Below are 2,902 nucleotides of genomic sequence, written 5' to 3'. Positions count from 1 at the left end.
TATGAAAAAGTCCACATTGATTAGTATTACATTGATTTTAGTTTTTGGTGGGAGCTTCACCGCTTTTTCTCAGATAAAACAAAGAAAAAAGCCCAATATTATCTTTATCCTTACAGATGATCTTGGGTATGGTGATATAGGAGTATTGTTTCAAAACCAGCGCCAGAAAGAAGGAAAACCGTTTCATAAAACCCCAAATCTTGACAGGTTCGCCTCTGAAGGTATGACTTTGACAAGACACTATGCTCCAGCACCGGTCTGTGCACCTTCCAGAGCATCTTTGCTTCTTGGTCAACACCAAGGTCATGCTTCAGTTAGGAACAATCAGTTTGATAAGGCCCTTCCTGATAACCATAATCTAGCGACCGTTCTGAAAGCATCGGGATACAGAACATCCTTAATCGGTAAGTATGGTTTGCAGGGTGAGGGAAATAATCCTGAAAGCTGGGAAGCATATCCGACTAAAAGGGGCTTCGATTACTTTTTTGGATATGTCAGACACGGTGATGGGCATAATCATTATCCAGCCCATGATGTTGCCATTCGTGGGCCTAAAGAACTTTATGATGGGGATCAGGAAATTTCGGATAAGTTGAAAGGGTGTTATACTACAGATTTATTTACGGCCAGAGCAAAGAAATATATCATTGACCACGCAGAAAATGAAGCAGATAAGCCATTTTTTATGATGTTGGCTTATGATACCCCACATGCAGGTTTGGAGGTTCCAACCATGGCATATCCAAAAGGTGGAGGCTTGCAAGGCGGAATGCAATATATCGGTGAGAAGGGTAATTTTATCAATACTTCCCATAATGAAATCGATAAATTCATTCACCCTGATTACAGAAATGAGGATTGGCCTGAAGTGCAAAGGCGCTTTGCTACAATGGTGAGACGTATTGATGATTCTATCGGTGATTTGGTTCAATTACTGGGAGATTTGGATTTGGAAAATGAGACCATCATTGTTTTTACTTCTGATAATGGACCACATTTGGAGTCATATGGGTATGGAGAATATGCCCCGACTTTTTTTGAAAGTTATGGCAATATGGACGGCACCAAAAGGGATACATGGGAAGGTGGAATTCGAGTCCCGACATTGGTTAAGTGGCCTGGTGAAATTTCCGGTGGTTCTAAAAACAGCTCCCCTTCAGGTTTTCATGATTGGTTACCTACTTTTGCTGATTTGGCAGGTATTCCAAGCCCGGCAAATACAGATGGGAAATCACTGCTGCCGATATTGTCGGGAGAATCTGACAGTTTTGATAGCAGGGTTTATATTGAGTATCAGGTAAATAATTCCACCTCTGATTATGATAGCTTTTTAGAAGAAAGAAGGGGCCAAAAGAGAGGGGAAATGCAGGTTTTGTACCTCAATGGGTACAAAGGAATCCGCTATAATATAAATTCACACATGGATGATTTCAGTATCTACGATACCGAAAATGACCCGGGAGAAACCCGGAATCTAGCCGATAGCACTGATGAATTTGAGGAACTTCAGGATGAAATGAAGAAGTCGGTTCTGCGTTGGAGAAGGAATGAGTCATCGGCAAAAAGACCATATGACAGAGAACTCGTTCAGCCAGTTTTTTCATTGGAAGAAAAAATGGAAAAAGGACTCAGAGAATATATTTATTCAATTGACAGTCCATGGGCTCCCTTTATCAATACGGCTAACCAAAAGGCAAACGAACTGGGAATTAGCTTGGATATGGATTTGGAGAAGGCAATGGAGAAAAACCAAGTACTGATTTATGAAGGCCTTATTAAAATAGATGCAGAAGGGGAATATAAACTGACTTTTGAATCTGAATCTAATATTGTCATGCATATTCATGAAATATTGGTTATTGATAATGATATGAATCACAGAGATTCACTGAATAATACTTCTGTTTTTCTTGAAAAGGGTTATCATCCTTTCAAACTGGTGATGCATACCGAAAGGGATATTTCTTCAGCAACCAAAATATTTATCAATGATGTTGATATTCAAGGTATGGAATCAATGTTCTTTCATTAGGTCAGAAAATGAAAAGTGATACCAATTTAAGAACTGAAAATGAAATTGCAGACATGTTTTTGAAAGCCAAGCATTGGCACTTGTTTTGGCTGTCATCAGGAATCCCTTTGATATTTCAATTTATGTTGATGCTAACGCTTATTGTTAATCTTTTGTCAGAAACAGTTTATTTTTCCGGATTGGTTTACATCTACATAAAAATTTACCCCATTTTGATGTTTTTATTTTTCGGTGTGTTGTTTGGGTGGCTTTGGTCAGTTGTATCTGGACTTCAAAGGTTGATTCCTGCCGAGATAATATTAAAAGAAACCAGATTTAAGTTTTTTCTTTTGATTCTTGTAGTATTCATGTTTTTGTACTGTGTGTATTTCATTGCTTTTTTCAACTTCGTAACGCTTAACTCTGGGGTTTTTGCAGTAATTGTACCCTTTCAAATCTTTTCAATATGCTGCTTTTTATACTGTTTGCTTTTTGCTGCAAAAACATTAAAAACAGCTCAGTTGAAAAAGGAAGTAATATTTAGTGACTATGCAGTGGAATTCTTTTTGATTTTGTTTTATCCGATCGGGATTTGGATAATTCAACCCAAAATAAATGAACTGATCAAACAACAAATAATTATTTCCAATATTGATTAGCAAAGTATGAAGATTGATGAACCCATAAGCACTAAGAAAAAACTTCAATCTGAGGAGTATTTTAAAATTTCCCGGTTTAAACCTTTGATAAAAAAGACCAAGCCTCATAAGCACGAAGGGTACTATGAATTGATCTTTATTGCAGAAGGAGAGGGGATTCATCACGTAGAGACAGAAAGTTATCAGGTTCAAACACCTGACTTCTACTTTATCAAACCAGGACAACTTCACT

General features: G+C 37.6%; 3 protein-coding genes. All 3 read left to right on the top strand.

Translation table 11 applies throughout. The annotated features are described in order from the left end of the window. Positions 1-2,032: sulfatase-like hydrolase/transferase (locus EA341_RS00125; protein WP_293010653.1), on the top strand; the 2,032-nt coding region annotated here is incomplete at its 5' end. A gap of 8 nt (positions 2,033-2,040) precedes the next feature. Next, positions 2,041-2,670 carry a hypothetical protein gene (locus tag EA341_RS00120; protein WP_293010652.1) on the top strand — a complete coding sequence of 210 codons (630 nt, stop codon included), beginning with the start codon at positions 2,041-2,043 and terminating at the stop codon, positions 2,668-2,670. Between the two features lie 6 nt (positions 2,671-2,676). Beyond that, positions 2,677-2,902 (top strand): cupin domain-containing protein (locus EA341_RS00115; RefSeq protein WP_293010651.1); only part of this gene is annotated, 226 nt, incomplete at its 3' end.

The sequence above is a fragment of the Mongoliibacter sp. genome, from assembly GCF_007692705.1.
Lineage (GTDB): Bacteria > Bacteroidota > Bacteroidia > Cytophagales > Cyclobacteriaceae > Mongoliibacter.
This window is presented reverse-complemented; position numbering and strand designations above follow the sequence as displayed.

What these genes read in the sequence shown, in the direction of transcription:
- EA341_RS00120 (WP_293010652.1), top strand. Translation starts at nt 2,041, where the DNA reads ATGAAAAGTGATACCAATTTAAGAACTGAAAATGAAATTGCAGACATG.